This is a genomic window from Eisenbergiella massiliensis, from assembly GCF_003435485.1.
Window position 1 is genome coordinate 393,057 of sequence record NZ_QVLV01000002.1, and the last position, 16,818, is coordinate 409,874.

At 43.6% G+C, this 16,818-nt stretch carries 14 protein-coding genes; 5 read left to right on the forward strand and 9 right to left on the reverse strand.

Annotated elements, in window-relative coordinates:
• Nucleotides 1–122: 122 nt before the first annotated feature.
• The gene (locus tag DXC51_RS04380; protein ID WP_021636010.1) at nucleotides 123–1,118 is read left to right on the forward strand and encodes a LacI family DNA-binding transcriptional regulator; all 996 of its coding nucleotides are present in this window, start codon (nucleotides 123–125) and stop codon (nucleotides 1,116–1,118) included.
• Nucleotides 1,119–1,358: 240 nt separating this feature from the next.
• Here DXC51_RS04380 and DXC51_RS04385 read toward each other — a convergent pair whose 3' ends face one another.
• Together DXC51_RS04385 and uxaC are read right to left on the reverse strand one after the other, a co-directional pair.
• Complete coding sequence (locus DXC51_RS04385; RefSeq protein WP_102290281.1) at nucleotides 1,359–1,931, reverse strand: flavin reductase family protein; 573 nt, start codon at nucleotides 1,929–1,931, stop codon at nucleotides 1,359–1,361.
• A gap of 227 nt (nucleotides 1,932–2,158) precedes the next feature.
• Entirely contained in the window at nucleotides 2,159–3,574 is a 1,416-nt protein-coding gene (uxaC, locus tag DXC51_RS04390) for a glucuronate isomerase (protein ID WP_117543862.1), read from the reverse strand.
• A gap of 423 nt (nucleotides 3,575–3,997) precedes the next feature.
• Between uxaC and DXC51_RS04395 the strand changes: the two genes are divergently transcribed.
• The 3 genes from DXC51_RS04395 to DXC51_RS04405 all read left to right on the forward strand — a co-directional run bounded on the left by DXC51_RS04395 (nucleotide 3,998) and on the right by DXC51_RS04405 (nucleotide 8,956).
• A complete protein-coding gene (locus DXC51_RS04395) occupies nucleotides 3,998–5,506 on the forward strand; it encodes a UxaA family hydrolase (protein ID WP_117543864.1) in 1,509 nt (502 codons plus the stop codon).
• Nucleotides 5,507–5,519: 13 nt separating this feature from the next.
• Nucleotides 5,520–7,028 (forward strand): tagaturonate reductase, encoded by a 1,509-nt coding sequence (locus DXC51_RS04400; RefSeq protein ID WP_117543866.1) that lies wholly within the window; start codon nucleotides 5,520–5,522, stop codon nucleotides 7,026–7,028.
• Nucleotides 7,029–7,342: 314 nt separating this feature from the next.
• Nucleotides 7,343–8,956, forward strand: a complete 1,614-nt coding sequence (locus DXC51_RS04405; protein WP_117543868.1) for an AAA family ATPase — start codon at nucleotides 7,343–7,345, stop codon at nucleotides 8,954–8,956.
• A gap of 95 nt (nucleotides 8,957–9,051) precedes the next feature.
• Here DXC51_RS04405 and DXC51_RS04410 read toward each other — a convergent pair whose 3' ends face one another.
• The 6 genes from DXC51_RS04410 to DXC51_RS04435 all read right to left on the reverse strand — a co-directional run bounded on the left by DXC51_RS04410 (nucleotide 9,052) and on the right by DXC51_RS04435 (nucleotide 15,310).
• Complete coding sequence (locus DXC51_RS04410) at nucleotides 9,052–10,821, reverse strand: class I adenylate-forming enzyme family protein (RefSeq protein ID WP_117543869.1); 1,770 nt, start codon at nucleotides 10,819–10,821, stop codon at nucleotides 9,052–9,054.
• Nucleotide 10,822: 1 nt separating this feature from the next.
• A complete protein-coding gene (locus DXC51_RS04415) occupies nucleotides 10,823–11,533 on the reverse strand; it encodes a lysophospholipid acyltransferase family protein (RefSeq protein WP_117543871.1) in 711 nt (236 codons plus the stop codon).
• A 201-nt stretch (nucleotides 11,534–11,734) separates the two neighbouring features.
• Nucleotides 11,735–12,607 (reverse strand): lysophospholipid acyltransferase family protein, encoded by an 873-nt coding sequence (locus tag DXC51_RS04420; RefSeq protein ID WP_117543873.1) that lies wholly within the window; start codon nucleotides 12,605–12,607, stop codon nucleotides 11,735–11,737.
• A gap of 245 nt (nucleotides 12,608–12,852) precedes the next feature.
• A complete protein-coding gene (locus DXC51_RS04425; RefSeq protein WP_117543875.1) occupies nucleotides 12,853–13,392 on the reverse strand; it encodes a rubrerythrin family protein in 540 nt (179 codons plus the stop codon).
• 36 nt (nucleotides 13,393–13,428) lie between these two features.
• Entirely contained in the window at nucleotides 13,429–14,985 is a 1,557-nt protein-coding gene (locus DXC51_RS04430) for a permease prefix domain 1-containing protein (protein WP_117543877.1), read from the reverse strand.
• Nucleotides 14,978–15,310, reverse strand: coding sequence for a PadR family transcriptional regulator (locus DXC51_RS04435; RefSeq protein WP_117543879.1), 333 nt, complete (start codon nucleotides 15,308–15,310; stop codon nucleotides 14,978–14,980). Before DXC51_RS04435 ends, DXC51_RS04430 begins: the two co-directional genes overlap by 8 nt.
• A 244-nt stretch (nucleotides 15,311–15,554) precedes the next feature.
• On the opposite strand from DXC51_RS04435, the gene DXC51_RS04440 reads away from it, so the two are divergent.
• A complete protein-coding gene (locus DXC51_RS04440; RefSeq protein WP_035321677.1) occupies nucleotides 15,555–15,893 on the forward strand; it encodes a winged helix-turn-helix transcriptional regulator in 339 nt (112 codons plus the stop codon).
• 112 nt (nucleotides 15,894–16,005) lie between these two features.
• Here the strand turns inward: DXC51_RS04440 and DXC51_RS04445 are convergent, their stop codons facing one another.
• Nucleotides 16,006–16,797, reverse strand: a complete 792-nt coding sequence (locus DXC51_RS04445) for a hypothetical protein (protein ID WP_117543881.1) — start codon at nucleotides 16,795–16,797, stop codon at nucleotides 16,006–16,008.
• Between the last annotated feature and the right edge of the window lie 21 nt (nucleotides 16,798–16,818).

Below are 16,818 nucleotides of genomic sequence, written 5' to 3' on the forward strand. Positions count from 1 at the left end.
CAATTGCGTAGTTTGTATATATACTGTATAATAACATCAATCAGAAATGTATGCGCTTACATCATAAACAGCTACCGGCCTTCGCCGGACAAAGAGCAAAATAAAAAAGGAATGGATTTGATATGAATATTTATGATATTTCCAAGCAGGCCGGTGTGTCCATCGCAACGGTTTCCCGGGTTTTAAACGGCAGCGACAAGGTAAGCCCCGCCACCAGGGAAAAGGTTCTGAAGGTCATGGAACAAAACAGCTACACGCCAAACGCCTTTGCGCGCAGCCTGGGGCTGAATTCCATGCATACCGTAGGGATTCTCTGCGCGGATTCCTCCGATGTATACCTGGCTTCCGCTATTTATTATCTGGAACGGGAGCTTCGCTATCATTCCTATGCTTCCATGCTCTGCTGTACCGGCTATCAGCTGGAAGAGAAGAAAAAATATCTTCAGCTTCTGCTGTCACGCAATGTGGATGCCCTGTTTTTTGTCGGCTCCAATTTCGTGGAGGATACTGAAAAAAATAATGCTTATCTCTTTGAGGCCGCCGGCAAGGTGCCAGTTTTTATTCTGAACGGTTATCTGGCAGGCGATAACATTCATTCCGTGCTCTGTGATGACAGTCTGGCAGTGAGTGAAATGACAGACACATTGATTAAGCGCGGTTCCCGTTCCCCTGTCTATCTCTACCGCAGCCTGAGCTACAGCGGGAAAAGGAAACTGGCCGGATTTCAGGAGGCCTGTGAAAAGAACGGCATATCGGACGGAAAAGGACGCGCATTTTCCTGCCCGGCGCCTGTCCATGATACTATGACATTCCTTGCAGGGCTGGAAAAAGATCTTACCTTTGATGCATGCATAACAGCCGATGATGAGCTGGCCGTGGGCGCGGTAAAATACGCGTTATCTCAGGGAAAAAAGATTCCCGCAGAATTTCAGGTGACCGGCTATAACAACTCTCTTCTTTCCACCTGCAGCACCCCTGAAATCACCACGGTTGACAACCGCGTGGAATTTATGTGCACCACTGCCGTATCTTTGCTGATGCAGGTGCTGGACGGCAAGGATATCCCTGCCCGGACTATGTTTTCTGCTGACCTGATTCATCGGGAAACGACAAATTAGAAACCTTATCTATAAATGAAAGCACATACCGAATCTAACGTTTATCTCATGGTATAAATATGTTTGTATCCATAGACGTTAAAATATTTCAGGAAGCCTGACGTCACGACGTTGAACACTTTCAAAAAAGCGATCCCTGCATATCTCAGAGATCGCTTTTTCAAGAGCCAGCTTAAATGCAGCCTTTACCAACACCGTCCGCTCTAAATTCCATTTTTCTGGTTCTTCGTTCCATATCCATTAATGCTTATCTTTCCACTGTCCCCAATCGCCTAAAGCCTCCGGCTTTACAGGAAAATACTTCGTGGACAGGGCAATTACCGGCGCGGCTTCTTTCAGGCGTTCTTCAAAGCTCCGCCCATCGGTAAGCCCTTCCTCAGTCAGGACATTTCTGATTTTGCAGATATAGATCTCGCTTTCATTTCTTTCATCCAGGCGAAGTGTCTTGTCCACTTCCAGTTCAAACGTCCACGGGCTGCTTACCGGAACGGGTACATCAAGCACCGCTCCCTTTACAGACGGAATTTCCTTTGACTTATCAAAATCATAACCCGGATGGTTGCCGCAGTAATCAGCTGCAGGCAGCAGCGCTTCATTCACTACGGATGCGGAAAAAATGCCTGTCGCGCGTATTCTGTCGCGGGTCAGCTTGTTTTCCCCAATACAGGCAACAAATTTAAGCCCTTCATCCCAGCAGTAGGTAGCCCAGCAGAAAACACCGTAATTCGGTTCTCCATTTTCCTTATAGGTGCCGTACAAATACAGGCACTGCGGACAGAATTCATTAGAAACAGGTACGGAAACCTTTGCCATATGCATATCCCCCTTGCGTTCCCCGATCAACAGGGCCTTTCGCTCGGCCCCAAACATACGTTCCTATCTCATTTTAAATCCAAATCGGGGAACAGTCAAGCTGTTTCCGGAAATTCCGTTACAGATTCCGCTTTATCCTTCTTTTCATCCGAAACAGCTCAGATACCTGAACGGTTTCGTCATGCAACCATTTAAAATGGCTGCATGACAGGACAGTGCTTGCAATACTACTTTTCTTCCAACTTGAATCCAAAGTAATTCACTGCATTATTATAGGATATTCCCTTAATCATCTTTGTCAGCGCCTTTTTATCATAAGGATATTCTCCATTTTCTACCCAGCCGCCGATAAGATCGCAGAGGATTCTGCGGAAATATTCATGTCTGGGGTAGGACAGAAAGCTTCTGGAATCGGTCAGCATACCGATAAAGTTACCCAGCAGCCCAAGGTTGGCAAGCGAGGTCATTTGCTTCTGCATCCCCGTTTTGTTATCGTTAAACCACCAGGCGGAACCCTGCTGGATCTTGCCGATGGCATCGGAATTCTGGAAACAGCCAAGGATACTGCCGATCGCTTCATCGTCGTTGGGATTCAGGCTGTAAATAATGGTTTTAGGAAGGCTGGACGCCATATTGAGCGCATTCAGGAAATCTGCCATCTGGCTGGAGGGCGCGTAATTATTGATGCAGTCATATCCCGTATCCGGTCCAAGTAGCTGGTACATGGATGTATTATTATCCCTTTTGCAACCGTAATGAAGCTGCATCGCCCAGCCTCTCTGCGCATATTCCGCTGCAACAAAGGTCATAAACGCAGTTTTGAAGCCAAGCTCCTCCTGTCTCGTCACCCTTTCTCCGGCAAGCCGTTTTGCAAAAACCGCCTCCACCGTTTCTTCCGTTTCCGGGACATACATCACATATTCCAGCGCGTGATCACTTGCCCGGCAGCCAAGGCTGTCAAAATAATCCATGCGCTTCCGGAGAGCCGCCTTCAGATCCGCAAAGGATGCGATTTCAATGCCCGCGGCCTTTCCCAGTCTGTCCAGGTAATCGGCATAATCAGGCTTTTCAATATTCATGGCCTTATCCGGACGCCAGGCGGGAAGGACCTGCACCTCAAAGCTGCTGTCTTCAGTAATGGCCTTATGCCACTTCAAATCATCCGCCGGATCATCCGTGGTACAAATCAGTGTTACGGCAGACTGCCTGATAAGGTTGCGGACGCTCATGCTGTCCTCCTGAAGCTTTGCATTGCAAAGATCCCATACCTCCTGTGCCGTATCCCCGTTTAAAACGCCATAATAGCCGAAAAAGCGCTGCAGCTCCAGATGGCTCCAGTGATACAGAGGATTGCCGATTGCCTTCTCCAGCGTCTCCGCCCATTTCTGGAATTTTTCCCTGTCGGGCACGTTTCCTGTAATATAGTATTCCTCCACACCATTGGAACGCATCTGACGCCATTTGTAATGATCGCCGCCCAGCCATACCTGCGTGATATTTTCAAATTTCCTGTCCTCCGCAATTTCCTGCGGATTGATATGGCAGTGATAATCCAATACCGGCATTTTTTCCGCGATTTCATGAAAAAGGGTACGTGCGGTATCCGTACTTAATAAAAAGTCTTTGTCCATAAAAGGTTTCATAATTGCTCCTTTGCTCCTGTCTGCATACAGGCACGGGATATTTTTGGTTCCCGCCCGGTTATGTAAATGCTTACATTTTTTCTTTCATTATATCCTGTTTTTCTATAAAAATCAAGCCACTGTTCCATCACTTCCCAACTGCTGGCTTCCGCCCATTTAAAAACGCTGCACAACTGGCTGCCTGCCCGCTGCTACTTGTTCACGCAGACGGCGCAGCAGTTGGGCTATCCTGCCGGACAGCTGTAAAATCAATTTCTTTTCACTGTTTTTCTCATGAATTATTTCTAACAAATAAGGCAGAATGTATAAAGTTTTGGTGAGGATTGGCTTTTTTATGAAAAACGGGTTGACTGGCTGTAAAAAGAGGTGTACTTTAAATGTAAGCTCTTACAAATTATTAATTCAGGAGGAGTACATATCAGTATGCAGACATTTATCCGCATTCATCCCAAGGACAGTGTGGCCGTGGCGCTGCAGCCGCTTTCGAACGGAACCGTCATCAGGCTGGATGACCTGCAGTTCACCCTGAAGGAGGACATCCCCCAGGGGCATAAATTTGCGCTTCTTCCCATATCGGCGGGCGAAGCGGTCATTAAGTACGGCGCCCCCATTGGAACTGCCATTACGGGAATCGCACAGGGAAGCTGGGTGCACACCCACAACCTGAAAACCGGATTGGGCGATGTCCTTACCTATACTTATCAGCCCGGAGCAGATTCCAATATGGGAAACGGACAGGACAAATGCATTCATGATTCCGAATACGAAGTTTTTTATGGATACCGCCGCGAAGACGGCCGTGCCGGTGTGCGTAATGAAATCTGGATTATTCCCACCGTAGGCTGCGTCAACAATGTGGCCACCGCCATTGCAGATCGGGCGCAGGGCTTCTTACAGGATAATCTGGATGCCATTGCCGCTTTCCCCCATCCCTACGGCTGCTCACAGATGGGCGGGGATCAGGAAAACACCCGCCGCATCCTGGCAGATCTGGTGAACCATCCCAACGCGGGAGGAGTTCTCGTTTTAGGCCTCGGCTGTGAAAACAGCAATATAGAAGAGCTGAAAAAATACATAGGCCCTTACAATGAAAACCGGGTTAAATTCCTGGTTGCCCAGGAATGCGAGGATGAAATTGCCGACGGCCTTGCACTGATTAAGCAGCTTGCCGCCTATGCGGGAAAAGCCAGACGGGAGCCGATTCCCCTAAGCGAGCTGGTCATCGGCATGAAATGCGGAGGTTCGGACGGACTTTCAGGAATTACCGCCAATCCTGCGGTAGGCGCTTTTTCCGATTTGCTGATATCCCTGGGAGGCACCACTATCCTCACCGAGGTTCCCGAAATGTTCGGTGCAGAAACGCTGCTCATGAACCGTTGTGAAAACGAACAGCTTTTTGCGCAGACAGTGGATCTCATTAATGATTTTAAGAATTATTTTAAAAACCACAACCAGACCATCTATGAGAACCCCTCTCCCGGCAACAAAAAAGGTGGCATCTCCACACTTGAGGACAAATCCCTGGGCTGTACCCAGAAATCCGGTTCCGCTCCGGTACGCGGCGTTCTTGGCTACGGCGAAACGGTACAAAAGAAAGGCCTGAACCTCCTAAGCGCACCGGGGAATGATCTGGTAGCCTCCACCGCCCTTGCGGCCTCCGGAGCTCAGATCGTACTCTTTACCACAGGCAGGGGCACTCCCTTTGCTTCCCCTGTACCTACGGTAAAAATCTCCAGCAATTCCCAGCTTGGGGAAAAGAAAAAGAACTGGATCGATTTTGACTGCGGTACTCTCGTAAACGGCGGTTCCATTGCGGAGCTGGGAGAAAAGCTGTTTCAGTACGTCATCCGTGTAGCGAACGGAGAACAGGTAAAATCAGAAGCCGCCGGCTTCCACGATATGGCTATTTTCAAACAAGGCGTTACTTTATAGGAGGAAAAATAATATGGACAAATTATCTTATCAGACATTGCAGGAGGCCGGTTATGACGGTTATCTTCTGAAGGAAGCGCCCGAACGTGTGATTCAGTTCGGTGAAGGCAATTTTATGAGAGCCTTCGTGGATTATTTTATTGATAATATGAATGAAAAGGCAGATTTTAATTCCAAGGTGGTTCTGGTACAGCCCATCGCCCCCATTCCCGGCGCTTTCGATCTGAAAAACGCCCTCAATGAGCAGGACGGCCTTTACACCCTGTATCTGCGCGGTTGTGAAAACGGGGAAAAGGTGAATAAAAAAAGGATTATTTCCTGCGTAAGCCGCTGCCTGAATTCCTACACTGATTTCGATGCAGTCATGGACTGTGCCAAAAATCCGGAGCTGCGTTTTATTTCCTGCAACACTACGGAAGCAGGAATCACTTATGATCCCGCCTGCCGTTTTGAAGACCGCCCCGCATCAAGCTATCCCGGAAAGCTGACCCAGTTTCTGTACCAAAGATTCCTTACCTTTGGCAATGAACCGGGAAAAGGCTTTATTATTCTTGCCTGCGAGCTGATCGATGACAACGGAAAGGAGCTGGAAAAATGCGTCCTGAAATACGCTTCCCAGTGGAACCTGGGTGAGGATTTCATCCATTGGCTCCAGAGTGAAAATGTATTCTGCTCCACACTGGTAGACCGTATTGTCACCGGCTTCCCCCGTGCCGAAGCCTCCGCACTGAAAGAGGAAAACGGTTATGAAGACAATGCCATGGATACCGGAGAGGTATTCGGCTTTTGGGTAATCGAAGGACCTCAGTCCATCAAGGATGAGCTTCCCATTGAAAAGGCAGGCCTCCCCATCCTTGTAACCGACGATCATAAACCCTACAAACAGCGTAAGGTACGCATCCTGAACGGCGCGCATACTTCCATGGTTCTCGGCGCTTATCTGTCAGGACAGGATATTGTCCGCGACTGCATGGAGGATACAGTGATTCAGGGCTTTATGAACCAGGCCATCTATCAGGAGATTATTCCCACGCTCACACTGCCAAAAGAGGAACTGGAGGACTTCGCCGCATCTGTAACGGAACGTTTCAAAAATCCTTACATTGACCACGCCCTCCTTTCCATTTCCCTGAACTCAACTTCCAAATGGAAAGCGAGAGTCCTGCCTTCCCTGAAGGGATATATTGAGAAAACAGGAACGCTTCCTGCCTGCCTTACCGCATCCCTGGCTTTCTATATTGCTTTCTACAATGGAAAGGAACTGACGGAAAGCGGTCTTACCGCTACCCGCCCTGAGGGAAGCAAATATCAGATCAGCGACGACAGATCCATACTGGAATTCTACGACGCCCATAAAAATGACAGTCCCGAAGAGCTTGTCCATGCAGTGTGCACTCAGACCGGCTTCTGGGGAATGGATCTGACCACGCTGCCCGGCCTCGAGGAGGCTGTCTGCAAGGATTTAAGGACGATCCGGGAAAAAGGCGCGTATGCGCTGATGCAGGATTGCCTGAATAAATAATTCACTATAGTACAGGTTAAATTCATTTAGCTGTGCAGAAACGCTGAGCACTCTTCCGTTTCTGCACAGCTTTTTGCTATCACAAGCCAGTACAAATACCTCTGCAGTTCAGGCAAAAATTTTTCATAGCAGTACATTTTTACCTTCCTTTCTGCTATAATAAAATATGTTAGTTTTTGTCCGTTGCCCTCGTGGATTAAAATCAATATAAAGGCTCTTACAGTTAAGCCATATTTGTCGAGGCTTATACAGTCATGGGAATAAATACCGGGAGCTGAACAAAACATACTTATTAATAAATTCGGAGGAAAAACGTGGGAATTTATCTGAATAGCAGCACTGCATATACATTATATAAAAATGAAACTAAAAAACCCTATTTTGTTGATAAGACACTGATACTGGAACAATTATTCCCATTGGTTGATGAAGGAACAAATTACATTTGTATCACACGTCCACGGCGTTTTGGGAAAACGGTTATGGCTAATATGATTGCCTCTTTTTTTTCAAAAGCTCAAGATGCAGCAGATGTATTTGATTGTCTGAAAATAAGTCAGGATGCGGATTACCAAATATACCGAAATAAATACAATGTAATTCATATTTCCTTTAATGATATTTCCAGGCAGTGTACGTCTTATGAACAATATATCGCCCGGATTGAGGAACGACTAATTAAGGATCTTCAAAAAGAGTTTCCTGATGCCAAACTGGCACAGGAGCAGTCTGCTGTAGATGCACTTACTGATATCTATACAGATGATTGTTCCATACGTTTTATTTTTGTATTGGATGAATGGGATTTTATTTTCCATCAGCCTTTTATCACAGAAAACGAAAAAATGGCATATTTGTCATTCTTAAGAAGTCTGTTAAAGGATCGTCCTTATGTATTGCTTGTATATATGACAGGAATACTTCCTATTGCAAAATATTCAAGCGGTTCTGAACTAAATATGTTTACAGAATTTACTATGGCGAAATCTCCGGCATTTAGTGACTATTTCGGTTTTACTCAGGCTGAAGTGGATGATTTGTATTTGCGATATCAGAATACTTGCAAAGATATGCGTGTTACACGCACAGGGCTGCAGCAATGGTACAATGGTTATCACACGGCATCCGGAGAGCAGGTTTATAATCCACGTTCTATCGTACAGGCGCTTAGATTTAATGAACTTTCAAATTACTGGACCAGTTCAGGGCCATATGATGAAATTTATTTTTATATTGAAAATAATATAAGGGCTGTACGTGATGATCTTACCTTAATGGTTTCGGGTATGGCAGTTCCGGCAAAAATCTCAGAATATACTGCGACTTCAACTGACTTGAAAACCAAAGAAGAAATATTTTCAGCTATGGTGGTCTACGGATTCCTGAGTTACCAAAACGGAACTGTATCCATTCCCAATAAAGAACTGATGGATAAATTTTCAGATATGCTGAAGCAGGAACCATCTTTAGGTTATGTTTACCGTTTGGCAAATGAATCAGATCGTATGCTTCAGGCGACAATTGCCGGTGATACAGAAACTATGGAAAAAATACTGGATTTAGCACATGATACGGAGACTCCCTTACTAACCTACCACCATGAAACAGAGCTGACGGCTATTGTAAACCTTGTATATTTATCTGCACGTGATAATTATCGGATTGAACGGGAAGAAAAGGCCGGCATTGGATATGTCGATTTTATCTTTTATCCAGAAACGGACAAAAATGCTGATTGTATCATTTTAGAGCTTAAGGTTGATAATACACCGGATGCTGCAATCCAACAGATAAAAGATAAAAAGTATGCAATGCGTTTTCAGGGAAAAATTGGTGAAATGTCAAAGTATTCCGGCAGAATTCTGGCTGTAGGTATCTCCTATAACAGAACAAATAAGAAGCACAAATGTAAGGTCGAGGTTTTATAGTATATTCATTTCAAACTGAGAAGCGGCATAGGTTAACTCCTCTCCTATGCCACTCTTAGTTTATTCCAATTTGTACTCTTAGTCACTGAACTATTTTAAAAATTTATTTCCATTACAACTCCATCCACCGGGATAACAAAGCCCTCCCTTTCCTTTTTTAAACTCTCAATATCTCTTTTGCCACTGAGCTTTATTTCAAATTTATCTCTGATTTTATATCCGCACGGAACGGCATACTGATCAAGTTTTTTTCTGCATTGATTATGTATCCGATTAATAATTTCATTGAAATCCTCATGTGGATTATTTAAGACAACATGAGCGACAGGAATTACCTCATCATCGTTATCAATTCCTATGACCTCACACATTTTAACTCCTGCGTCCTGTAATATAATATTCTTAATTTCAAACAAAAAAATTCTGGCTCCATTCGGTGCAATAAAGAAATCGTTTTTTCTTCCCAGCACAAAAACCTGGCCGCTTTCATCCAAATACCCAATATCACCTGTACAAGCCCATTCCGTTCCATTTGAGTCAATTTTAAAAAAAGCTTCTGTCTCTTTTTTATTTTTATAATATTCTTTCATTCTGCTAGGTGAACATACGCGCAGCTCTCCCATATTGCCATAGGATAATTCCTGATCTGTATCTACGTCAAAAGCACTGACAATTACTTTGGGCAAAGGATATCCTGAACTTCCATATATACTTTCTCCTCCATTAGTTGCCGTTATCGTACTGCCTAATTCACACATTCCCCATCCCTTTTCCATTATTCCAGGACAATGATGGCGATTCAGAAACTCATTTATTTTCTTTTCTTCCTGTTCAGTTACCGCTTCCCCACCGGTAATAGGACATACTAAAAAGGATAGATCCTTCCTTTGTAAATGTGTATCTTCTATAGCCGCAAGCCATAAGCTGGTTGCCCCTAATACGTAATTTGGTTGATACCTGCATATATCCTTTGTAAAAGTTCCGGCATTGAAAACCGGTTCCAGAATAACTGTAATTCCATAGTACAAAGGTACCAGAATACAAAATATGATACCTGTAGAAAACCATATTGGCACTATACTTAAAAAGCTTCTCCTTCTATCTTCCCCAAGTCCGAAATTCAGCAGCCTGTATTGTGCTATCGTTGCATTTATCCCATCATTCGTAAGCACGATTCCCTTCGACGCCCCGGTTGTCCCAGAAGAATATACGATAATAAGAGGCCTTAATGGAACATAGAGTTCTTCTGTTTTTTCCTTAAATCTATCCCCTTTTTTTATAAACTCCTCCCATTTCAAAAAATTTTGCCCTTTCGGGGGGTGGAATCCCTTCACTTTTCTGACAAGATAATCCGCCAGCTTAATGTGTTTGGGCAATGATTGTGCAGCCGGAATTAATACTACATTTTTCAACGAAATACAGGGCAGCACATCCTTGATAAAAGAATACATTCCGTCCAATACAAATAAAATATCAGCTTCAGCTTCATTAATCCTGTCTATCAACTGCTGTTTGTCAAACAAGGGATTTATTATGTCTGCACAGGCTCCTATTTTGCTGCAAGCCAATATCAGGTACAGTACCTCCGGAGTTCCTGATACACATAGCATAATATTTTGTCCTGCGCTTACACCAAATTGCCTGAGCGCCTTTGCTGTGCACTCCACATTATCGAAAAGACTATTATACGTAATATTACGACCAAAGTATGAAATTCCGATATCATTCGGATACTTCTTATTATTTTCAAAAATGTAGGAGTAAACGCTACATTCAGGCAATTCCATTTCCAACTCTTCCTTATCGAAATTTTTCAGCCATGGCTTATCAACAGATGGTAAACCTGTCTTATAAGTTTCTCTCATATTATCTTTCTCTCCTTATGCAGCTTTTTTCATATTCATAATCCAGTTTAGGATATTCTGCAATTCTTCTCTTCACTTCCTGCTCCCAGTTCGCCGACAACATATAATTTCTTTTAACTACTGGAAACTCATTCCAGATTTCCCATTTCAAAGTAGCCATAATATCTCGTAATTCCAGCACTTTAGCATAGATATCATCATCTTCTCCTACTTTAAACAATTCACCGAATCTGATATAACATGTCTTCTCCTTATATTCCAAAATCAATGGAATTACAGGTGCCTTCCCTTCGGCTGCCAGTTTAATTATTCCTGCATATAATGGTAGTATTGGTATTGAATCTGTAAGGTTCCAGCTCCCTTCCGGATAAATGCACAGAGTTTCATTTTTCAAAAGCAGCTGCAGGCATTTCTGATATGCTTTTTTCCTGTCCGTTTTACATTTTCTGTCAACCCAAATGACGCCATTCAACATAAAGAAAATTCTGTCAACAAAATCCAAACGCTGTTTTCCAACCAAAACATATGTATGTCTTCTAATTATTTCGCTTACAATAGGCATATCGTGCCGACAGGAATGATTTACTGCAAAGATTACATTTCCTTTATAATGCGGCATTGGTGACAGTATCTTTAATTGGTATATTCTATTTTTTTTCATGTCAGCTATTAACGCCGGATGAATTATTTTATGAAAATTTAAATTTCTCATATGTATGAATTTTTCCTTGCCATTTTAATTCTTTTCATTTATTAAAGAACGTTCCAACTCTTTATAATCCACTTTACCAACTGGAGTAAGCGGCAGCTTATCAATACTACTGCATCTTTACTATAGTTTTTTAGCCACGGTTTTTCTTTCGATGGAATATTTTTAACCATATTACTCCTTTTCCTGTAAAGCAGAAATTAATTATCGCCTATTTAGTAAAAAAGCATTTTCTTTTTTTATGTTAATGTGGTTCATAAAATCAAAAATTTCTTCAAAAGAGCTTTCATTCTTATCCTGATATTCTGCGTTGTCTTCAACCGCATAATCATAGTATTTCACCTGTGAAATTAGTGTTCGGACATATATATCCCATTGTTTTTGCAATGATCCTTGTTCTTCCAAATCAGATCTTTTAAAGAATGAATACTTCTCCATTAATTCCCATTTTATAGTTGCCATTTTATCTCTCAGTATTTGCATACCTTCCTTTTCCTCATACTTTGACAGTTCAAAAGCTTCATCAAGAATTGAATAGCAGGTGTCCCCCTCTATATGTGTTGCCACAGGCACTACGAAAGCGCCTGTTTGTTTCGCTACTTTATATATTCCGGAATAAAGCTTAAGAATAGGAAGATTTTCTGATTTATTCCAGACACCTTCAGGGAAAATCACCAAGTTTGCGCCCTGGTTAACAGCATATATCATTTTTTCAATAGAAGCCCTCCTGCTTAACCGATCTGATCTATCTACAAGAATGGCTCCGTTCAGCCAGGCAGTTATACCATCAAATGAATGGAAAAATTGTGGCAAGCTTCCAAAAAGGATATAGGCATGTGTATCCATTGTAACTAATGTGTACAACATATCGTCTTTAAAGCCATGAGTAGGGGCAAAAATAATTGGAACATCTTTTGGAATCTTTGATTTTCTTACAATCTGCAGGTTATAATGACCTGATAATGGCGCCAGTTTTCTTATTATGGGATTAATGCATTTTCTAAATTTAATCCCCCTTTGTGATATCACCTTTTGTGGTTCATTATTTTCCAGATATTTTAAGAAAAAATTATACATTTCAAAGACCTCAATCTTATTTTTTTATAGCTCATATTTCCCAAGCCACACTTTTTTATAATAGCATTTATGATATTCTTTTTTTTATAATGTAAAAACTATACCTGAAATTGTAAGAAATAGTTGTTATTAAAAACTAAGGATTTTTTTCCTGTTCAAATGTTTAAATGTAAAATATTATACAGCGCAAACTAAAAAGCAGCACAGGCTGACTCAGCCCGTGCTGCTTTTCAGTTCATTGTTTTTCAGAAATTCTCACAGTTCAACTCAAAATACCCCTGAGGATACCCGCAGGCCGGGCATCTTTCCGGCGCACATTTTCCAAAAATCACATATCCGCAGTTCAGACAGATCCAGACCTCCTTGTCCTGTTTGCAGAAAATGGATCCCTCCCTGAAATTTTCGGCAAGCTGGGTAAAACGGAAATCATGATGTCTCTCCACCTCTCCTATCCTGCGGAAAACCTCGGCAATATCATGGAATCCCTCCTGTTCCGCCGTACCTGCGAAGTCCCGGTACATCTGTTTCCATTCATATTGCTCACCATTCCCGGCATCCTGCAGCATTTCCTCAAGCATGGGGAAGGTATCTTCATTGAGCATACGCAGCCAGATTTCCGCATGCGCCTGTTCATTTCCGGCTGCTTCGTCAAAGATATCCCCTATCTGTTGATAACCGTCCTTTCTGGAGATCTCTGCATAAAGCCGGTACTTTGTGCTTGCTATCCGTTCTCCGTCATATGCCTGCTGCAAATTTTTATATGTTTCGCTTTTCTTAAAATCCATTCTGTCGTCAGCCGCTTTTCTTTTATCATATGAGCGTCAGTCTGCGGCCGTTACCTTTTTTCTGAGAGGGCGGAAAATCTTCAGCTCCTCTTCTTCTGATATTGCGTGATCGTAGCTGTATGAGGATGCGATCAGTCCGGCAAGCATCATGTTCATAACAATACTCACATTACCTTCTGAAATAAAAGGAAATGCGGTAAACCATCCAAACTGGAATCCGAAATTTCCTGCAGTATACAGAACTGTCTGACCTGCCAGGCAGATAAAGCAGGCAGTTGATATAGCCTTACCCATTGGATTATGTATTTTTAAAATAAGCTTCAGCATCAGCGCATACACGACTGCCACACACAATAGTAAAAAGATTCCCGGTCCCCAGCCATATTGCAGGATCCAGTAAGCAATACGGTAATTGTTATGATAATGCTGCGGCAGTATATCAGTCAATTCCTTTGAAGCGTATTTCCAATGTTCTTCGCGGTAAATTCTATTAGGTATTTCTGTGTCCTCTTTGCCATCAAAATACCAATCCGCCATATAATAATCCTTCAAAGTTTCCTCCGGCAGCATAAGCCCTCCAAAAAGCTTTGCCTGGGGTAGCAGATTTTTTATCAGGATACTGTTATAGGAGTCATCCCAGGCGTTTTTCGCATGAAGCTCCGGCTGAAAGCACTGCAGTGAAAAATCACTCAGCATTTCTTTGTTTTCCATTCCCCATAAACCGGCGATCAGCATGCCGGGGATAATTATTGCCGGTATTGCTTTTTGGGGAGAACTACGGAAATATTTTTTTATACCCATAAAGATCATGGAAATCAGGAATGCCGCAAAAGCAACTAAACGGTATGAAAAGTTAACCGTCCCCGTCGATTTTGAATAAGAAAGGAATTGTATCCCGAAAAGGCACATAATAGCTATAATCCCTGCCGTTTTATAGCTTCTTAATTTATAAGCCAGCACCATCATTATTGGTACCGTCAATATAATCACCGGCAGAGAAAGCATGTATGTGGCCATAAATCCAATACGCCCCAGCCACCTTTCCAGCGCGCTGTAATTAAGCTCTGATATCACAATCATCAGGGACAGTAGCAAAATTGCCGCCGCCAGAACTTTGTTGCTGTATCGCACAATCCATGGATAGCCTTTCCAAAGTACCGCCGCAAACACCAAAAGCCCCAGAGGGAAATAAATGCTGTTCCCGGCTATCCAGAAAAGCTTCTCCTCAAATGAGAAATCACCGCTTCCATATTCCGCAATGTTTCCAGCAATTCCTAATAAAACCGCCATCACTACCGAAAGAATAAATACCCACGGCAGCTTTACACGGTGTGTATCATTCATCATGACTCCCAGTGCCGCAGCATCCCCCATGTCTCTGACAGCACAGGACATGGCCTCCTCTTCCGCCAGTCCTTCCGATTTATATTCCTCGGTCTTATCCTCCAGATGACCATACAACTCCTTGCTAATCCGTCTGGCGGCCGGTTTATACTGAATCTGCGCTTCCACATCCTCCAGAAACAGCTCCACTGCATTGCGTTCGGCTGTGTCTGTGCCTGTATTTCTGCCTTTTTCCTCATTTTTACGCATGGCTCACACCTCCCAGCACAAGGTTAACCGCCTTTTCATAGGTTTTCCATTCTTCCTTTTTCTCCGTCAGCGTTTTCCTTCCGTCGGGGGTAATGCGGTAATAGCGCCTGATCCTTCCGGTTGGAGCCGGCTGTTCAAAGCTTTCGATATCACCCTGCAGCTCCAGCGTATGTAGAAGCGGGTACAGTGTCCCCTCCTTCAGGGAAAAGACGCTTTCGCTGCGTTCCTCCAGCTCTTTTATCATCTGATATCCATACATATCCTCTTTTTCCAGAAGCTTCAGCAGCAGCATGGAAGTTCCTACAGCCATCATTTTTTTGTCCATCCGCCTGTCCTCCTCAAAGCATTTTTCAGTAAAAATAATACCTAGATTATCTATGCTTGAATTATACATAGATAATCTAGGTATGTCAACCGGATTATTCCAAAACAATATTGTATCTTTTTTTCTCCTAATATATAATTGTTTTAAATACATAAAACCAGCTGTACAGACAAAAGGATACTGTAAATGTAACTGTAAAGATACTGAACAGTTACCTGCAAATAATCAAAAGGAGGCGCTCTTTATGGAAGCACACAGAAAAATACCCGATTGCCCCGTGGAAATGACGCTTCAGCTCATTGGCGATAAATGGAAGGTACTCATCATCCGCGACCTGATGTCGGGCACCAAGCGTTTTAACGAGCTGATGCGTTCTGTTACGGGAATCACGCAGAAGGTCCTGACCAGCCATCTGCGCGCCATGGAACAGGATGGGCTTCTCACAAGGAAGGTCTACCCGGAGGTTCCGCCCAGGGTGGAATATACGCTGACGGAAACCGGACGCAGCCTGAAGCCTATCCTGGATTCCATGGTGGCCTGGGGGACCGATTATAAAAATACAACCGCCGGCAAGCAGTCTTAACCATAAGTCTGAAAATATGATTGTATTTTTACAAAGCCACTTTTCCCACGCATCCCGGCCGTGCTGCAAAGCGGCATCCTGTCTGTACGCTCAGCAGCGCGGCCCGCGTATTTCATTCAAACATCCGCTCCGCCCATTTTTCTACGTTATCCCCGAATTCATCTCCCCACTGTTCTATTTTCCTCTCATACTCACCTTCCAGTTCCTCCAGCCTCTTCTCCACCTCCGGCGAAAATTGATCTGCCATGAAGTTACCGAAAAAAGCATTGATAAACGATTCACTCAGATGCAGCCTCCACTTTCCGTTTTTCTTAACAGCCGTAACCGTAACCCTGACGCTGATTACGCCGTCCGCCTCCTCCAGGAAGGAAAGCATGCGTTCCTTATCATAGTCAAGATCGGCCAGATTTTTCAGCATGGCCTTTATCCCGGTGCCGCCGCCATCCAGCATTTCCTCCATTACATATATCAGGTAATTGCCCGTTACATCCTTCATATCCCTGTTGCTGATGACCATGTCAATTTCCGCAGACTCGCCATTTTCCCTGACAGCTTCAATTTTCCATGTCAGATGCTTAACAAGCCCCTGGGCAAAACGGTAGTTGGACTGGTATCTTTTTCCCTTCCACAGACCGGGCTGAAGCAGTTCGTTAAAAACCCGGTATTCCCTGCTGACAGGAATGCCAAGCCAGTTTTTTTCCGTACTCACATAATTATCCGTGTATCGGTTCCAGGTTTCCAGATCCAGCTGTTTTAATGCTTCCATGGCATATTTTGCGGTATCCTGGGGGGATGTCTCTGTATCCGCCTTTTTTGCCGAACATGCGCCCAGCGTCAGGCAAATACTTAAAAGCAACAGGACTGTCCATCTGATACGCGTTCTTTTTCCTGTTTTCTTTTTCATAGCGATTTACCCCTTTTCTGC